The following is a 5929-nucleotide window of genomic DNA, read 5'->3' on the forward strand; positions in this document are numbered from 1 at the left end:
GGATTGGGGATTGGGGATTGGGGATTGGGGATTGGGCATTGGGCATTGAAAAGAGGAGGCAGAAGTTCTTTAATTTTGAATTTTGAATTTTGAATTTTGAATTGATTTCCCCCCACTCCCCCTTAATATCAACATCCAACCCTAATATTGGGAATACTCAATCCAGTAGGTGTGAGGATGGAACGGTGGTAGAAGAAGGCGCATATTGGTTAGCTTGGGCGCAAATTTCGGGAATTGGCCCAGTATTACTGCGGCGGCTGCAACAGCATTTTGGCACGTTGGCAACAGCTTGGAACGCTACCAAGGTACAGTTGGGAGAAGTAGAAGGTTTTGGTTTTCAAACATTAGAAAAAGTAGTACAACAGCGATCGCGTTTGCACCCAGAACAGCTATTCTCCAAGCACCAGCAGGAAAATTCTCATTTCTGGACACCAGCAGATGCAGATTATCCCCGCTTACTGTTGGAAACTCCGAGTCCACCGCCGATTTTATATTATCGCGGTGAAGTCGAACTCCAAGAAAATCTCGGACAAAAACCGATGGTTGGAATTGTCGGAACACGCCAACCCTCAGAATATGGTATCCGTTGGACTCGCCAAATTAGTACAGCTTTGGCTAAAAATGGCTTTACAGTTGTTTCTGGTATGGCAGAAGGAATTGATACAGAAAGCCACATTGCGGCTATGAAAGCAGGTGGACGCACGATCGCAGTTTTGGGAACTGGTGTCGATGTCATCTATCCACATAAAAATCGGGATTTGTACAAGCAGATTTTGACGGCTGGGTTGGTTGTGAGTGAGTACCCCACAAAAACCCCACCCGATCGCAAACACTTTCCCCGTCGCAACCGAATTATTGCAGGCTTAAGCCGCGCTATCCTTGTAATGGAAGCGCCGATAAAATCTGGTGCTTTAATTACTGCTACCTACGCAAATGAATTTGGTAGAGATGTCTATGCACTGCCTGGTAGAGTAGATGATTACCCATCCCAAGGGTGTTTAAAGTTACTGAATCAGGGAGCAAGTTTCATCCTCAAAGAATTAGATGAACTGTTAACAATGCTAGGAGCAATACCACAAATTGATGGAGTCGAGGCTTCCATAGCACCAGAACAGTTAATGCCAATTTTATTGCCAGAATTGCAAACGGTAATGGATGCGTTGGCAAGTGAAGCTTTACCCTTCGATTTGATTGTCCAACAAACCGGCATGGCTGCTGGTTCAGTTTCCGGTGTCTTGTTACAGTTGGAACTTATGGGTTTAATTTCGCAACTACCAGGAATGCGGTATCAAAAAAGTTAAGAGTTAAAAGATAATAGTATAGTTGAGCTTTTTAACTTTGTTTTTAGCGATTTAGCTAACAGATTTATGAGAATATAAAAATACAATTTTTATATAAAAAAAACTACTTAAAATAATGAATCAGTGGGCTTTTGAATACCAAGTAGAAAATATAGGTAAATCTGTTATTTTGCACGCAGACTGTTTCGAGTGGCTGAGTAGAATACCAGAAAACAGCATTCATGCAGTAGTTACAGATCCACCTTATGGGGTGAAAGAATATGATTTTGACCAGTTGCTAAAAAGAGCAAATGGAAACGGAGGGATTTGGAGAATACCACCATCATTTGATGGACATCAACGCGCACCTTTACCACGATTTACCGCACTTACTACCAAAGAACGTTTAGTTTTAAAAAATTTCTTTATAGAATGGGCAAAACTAGTAGTACGTGTACTTCGTCCTGGTGGTCATGTTTTTATAGCAAGTAATGCATTTCTTTCCCAGTTAGTTTTTTCTGCTTTAGTTGAGGGTGGTTTGGAGTTTCGTGGGGAATTGATTCGTCTGGTGAGAACACTTCGTGGTGGCGATCGCCCAAAAAATGCCGAAGATGAATTTCCTCATGTGTCTTCCATGCTCAGAGGATGTTATGAGCCGTGGGGTATTTTACGAAAACCAATACCAGTAGGAATGAAACTCAGCGAATGTTTGCGAGAATTTCAAACTGGAGGGTTAAGACGCAACAAAGATGGTACACCTTTGGGTGATGTTATTGCCAGTGAGAGGACACCTCAGAAGGAACGAGCTATTGCAAATCACCCAAGTCTGAAACCACAGTCTTTTTTACGTCAGGTCGTTTATGCCGCACTGCCTTTAGGTGAAGGTATAATTGCTGATACTTTTATGGGTTCTGGTTCGACAGTTGCAGCGGCGGAAGCTGTTGGTGTTTGCTGCATTGGTATTGAGCGGAATTTAGATTATTACGAGATGAGTTGCACCGCTATTCCTAACTTGATAACTTTAGAAACCCCTTCCCAAAATATTACAGACTTGCAATTAACGCTATGGTAGATTGGGAATTTGATAAATCCAATTGGACATGATTTTTTGATATCCAGATTTAGTAACACTGGCAGTTATTGTTCTACGACTAATTTCCGAACGCCCAGAGAATGACCAATCATTTTTTGTGAGGTTAGCACCAACAACCTTGATAAAACGAAAGGGCTTTGGCTGAATACCTTGAACAGCGTCACTAGGACGGTTGCTATCAAAAACAAACACCATCAGCCAAGTACCTTCGGGATTATGACCCTGCCATCCACTCTGATAACGAGAAGCTTTTACTTCAATACCAATATGAGAATGCTGTACAGAGTTTTTAGGAAACATCCCAGCAGGAATTAAATCAGGATGTCCATTATGATATTGATTTGTAACCAGGCTAGAGCAATATTTCGGAATATTTGAAATCATGAATTCTCCAACCATACTGCTAAAGTTGGCTGGCATCAGCATTACCTCAAGACGTTCCATTTCTTTACTGTAAAGCTGTTGATTGATAAAGCCGAAAAACTCTACAAAATTATTCATTGCCAAAACGATGTGTTCAATTTTACAGTCGTATGGCAGAGTCGCATTAAGATTAAAACCGTTACTCTCAATGGGGTGAGGTTGACAGGCAATCAGCTCTAGTTCGCCGCTCATTTATGAGGGGGTGATGCATGTCATAAACAATACAAAATTCAAAAATCCCAAATTAATTATCTTGGGGGATAATATTGTGGATTCACAACAGGGGGCTGATAACCATTTGGCGGCACAGTACCTCCCATACTGTTGGGTACAGGATTCACAATAGGGGGCTGATAACCATTTACGGGTACAGTGCCTGCCGTACCGTTAGGTACAGGATTTACAATAGGGGGCTGATAAACGCTCATGGGTACAGTGCCTGTCGTACCGTTGGGTAAAGCAGGATTCACAACAGGGGGTTGATAACCATTTGCAGGTATAGTGCTTGTGCTACTGTTGGGTATAACAGCATTTTGGCTAAATTCTTGGTAGGCAGCACGAGAAATTGAGCTAATCAGTTTTTCGGCACGAGGATCGTTTTCGGGGCGTTGTACCATGACAGAGGCTACGTAGCGCTTGCCAGTTGGAACAGCAATTAAACCTGCATCTGCCAACATTGTGCCAATATCACCCGTTTTGTGATATATTCTTGCACCTGTTCCCAAACCCGATGGTAGCAAAGTGTCTTTCTGAGTGCGACGCAAGATATCGAGCATCAAATCGCGTGATGGCATACTCACTAAATTTCCCTGACTGACAATCGCCATCAAATTCCCTAATTCTTTGGGACTAGTGGTGTTTGTCCCTTGCAAATCTGGGAGTAGATTACGAATTGTTGTGGTTGTCAATCCCCAGTCCCGGAAACGCTGGTTTAACGCCTCCATCCCTCCTAGTCGGGCAATCAGCATATTTGTCGCCGTGTTGTCGCTGATTGTAATCATTTTAGTGACGACATCTAAAGCGGCATACTGGGTTCCGGCGGGTTTGTATTGCAGATTTCCAGAACCGCCAGCAACCATATCCTGTTGCATAGTCAGCATTTCATCCAGGCGAATTTTACCCGCGTCCACATCCTGGAAAAAAGCAATCAGAATCGGCACTTTAATTGTGCTAGCCGCCGGAAAACTGGTAGAGGCATTGATATCTACATAATTACCAGTATCTAAATCTACTAAGAAAATACCTGGTGTAAGATTTGGGTTGGTGTCCGCCAAAGTTTGCACGGCATTTTTCAAAGAGTTAATTTCCTGGGATAGGTATAAGCTTGAAGGTGCAACTGGGGGAGTTTGGGTAGGTTGTGGCTGCGATCGCGCCACATTAATATTAGATTGTGGCGCAGAAGTTGTGCTGATCCGATTAGCCGGGTCTAATACCGACAATACCGTGCCCACAATTGCACCCATGCCAACACCCACAATCAACAACCGCACAATATACAACAAGGTTTTGGCCATTGGCTTTAACCGCGTCTTGGACGATGAACGCCTGCCGATTTTTGGCTTTTCCATCCGCACTGTTTTCACCATCACAGCACCTGGTCGAAAGGGAGGAATTTTGCCCTTCACACGAGGTATTGGTTTTACTGCTGTTGGCATAACTAACGCCGATTTTACCCTACGTGTAGCACCAGGGATTGGGGGAGGACTGATCGGATTTTTTGGGCGTGTTAGCGACCCTTCTCGTCCATTTGCAGCTTGCTGCTGGCTGTTAGCTTTAACTTTCTTCTTTACCACTTTTTGAACTTTTTGTGGCGGCTGGCGGCGATTTAAGGGTTGACGCCGCGAGAAAGCTCTTAGTTCGTCACTTGACTCTGACACAGTTACTCCTTGTGACCCACTTGGCTGTTTTCTTGCAGACTCCTAACCCAAAACTTAATCTTTAAGCAAATATTAATACTCAAATTCCACTTTGCCACTAAGTAGCATTTTTGTGTTTAGTTTAAGCCATATTAAATATTTTGGGGGGATGATTGCGTATATATTAAACAAATAATTACAAGTTTTCACCATCCCTCTGGTTCTTAAGGGCCCATTCTACCTGCTGCAAAATCCCTCGCAGCATGTATACTTCTGCTGTTTTCAGGTGAGCGCGATTATATATTTGGCGGAATTTTTCCATGCGACTAGCTGCCGTATGGGGATATACATAACCAATTTTTAATAATAATGATTCTAATTGCTGATAATATGCTTCCACAACATCTAAGGGGGCGAGTTCAGTTTGGGTTAAGGTTTGAATGTCAGGTTGCTGGGTAGATTGTGACAATTCATAACAGCAGATTGCTACGGCGGTAGCCAAATTTAGGGCTACATAATCTGGACTCGTGGGAATGCCAACAAACCTGTGTGCATAATTTAATTCTTCATTGCTTAATCCCCGGTCTTCCCTGCCAAAAATCAGTGCTGCGGGTTTTTCTGGTTCCTCCAGTAACCAGGGTAGTGCAGTGCGGGGGTTTTCTAAGGGCGTTTCCCAACTCCGAACGCGACCAGTGGTAGCGATCGCCCGGAAACATCCATGCAATGCTTCTGGTAAGGTCGGCACTAATACCGCAGATTCTAAAATTTCTTGAGCATGAACAGCCATCATCAAAGCTTCCGTCGATAGCGGATCGCATTGGGGGTTCACTAATACTAAATTATATAGCCCGAAATTTTTCATTACCCTGGCGATCGCTCCGATATTTATCGGCCCAGCTGGCTCTACCAACACAATTCTTAATCCAGCCAAACCCATTTTTTGCCTCCTGCGATCGCACCAAATAATATTTTTAGGCTAATTCTCAGCATTATGATGTTCTGCTAAAAAGTTTCCTAAACATCATTCTAACTTTGCAGGTAAACGCTTACGGCAGGTGTGATAAACAATTACTCAGCGCATTCTCCGGCGTTCAGTTAGTCGTTCGTCGCTATTTATTTGTAGCAATCTAATCGTTGTACGTCCTGGAGGCGTTAATCCTACCAGATCCAGTTCTGAAAAGGTGAAGTGTTCATCCCATTTCTGGGTACGTGGGTTGAAGAGAAACTCACATCTTGCACCTGGAAAAATGGATGTGAAAACCGCAACTAAGTGCAAG

Annotated in this window: 5 protein-coding genes and 1 pseudogene; 2 read left to right on the forward strand and 4 right to left on the reverse strand. The window is 43.2% G+C overall.

What is annotated here, in order from left to right; genetic code table 11:
* Positions 1–185: 185 nt before the first annotated feature.
* Together dprA and ACFFAP_RS34850 are read left to right on the forward strand one after the other, a co-directional pair.
* The gene (dprA, locus tag ACFFAP_RS34845; protein WP_375515492.1) at positions 186–1301 is read left to right on the forward strand and encodes a DNA-processing protein DprA; all 1116 of its coding nucleotides are present in this window, start codon (positions 186–188) and stop codon (positions 1299–1301) included.
* Between the two features lie 115 nt (positions 1302–1416).
* Positions 1417–2352, forward strand: coding sequence for a DNA-methyltransferase (locus ACFFAP_RS34850; protein ID WP_375515493.1), 936 nt, complete (start codon positions 1417–1419; stop codon positions 2350–2352).
* On the opposite strand, the gene ACFFAP_RS34855 is transcribed toward ACFFAP_RS34850, so the two are convergent.
* From ACFFAP_RS34855 to ACFFAP_RS34870, 4 genes and pseudogenes are all read right to left on the reverse strand, one after another.
* Complete coding sequence (locus ACFFAP_RS34855; RefSeq protein WP_375515494.1) at positions 2344–2988, reverse strand: hypothetical protein; 645 nt, start codon at positions 2986–2988, stop codon at positions 2344–2346. The two genes, ACFFAP_RS34850 and ACFFAP_RS34855, sit on opposite strands and share 9 nt — an antisense overlap.
* A 56-nt stretch (positions 2989–3044) precedes the next feature.
* Positions 3045–4673: a serine hydrolase gene (locus tag ACFFAP_RS34860; RefSeq protein ID WP_375515495.1), complete on the reverse strand. Its 1629-nt coding sequence runs from the start codon at positions 4671–4673 to the stop codon at positions 3045–3047.
* A 175-nt stretch (positions 4674–4848) separates the two neighbouring features.
* The gene (locus ACFFAP_RS34865) at positions 4849–5589 is read right to left on the reverse strand and encodes an RNA methyltransferase (RefSeq protein ID WP_375515496.1); all 741 of its coding nucleotides are present in this window, start codon (positions 5587–5589) and stop codon (positions 4849–4851) included.
* Positions 5590–5724: 135 nt separating this feature from the next.
* Positions 5725–5929 (reverse strand): annotated as a pseudogene (locus tag ACFFAP_RS34870) (hypothetical protein); the annotation flags it as partial.

It is taken from the genome of uncultured Nostoc sp. (assembly GCF_964245575.1).
Lineage (GTDB): Bacteria > Cyanobacteriota > Cyanobacteriia > Cyanobacteriales > Nostocaceae > Nostoc.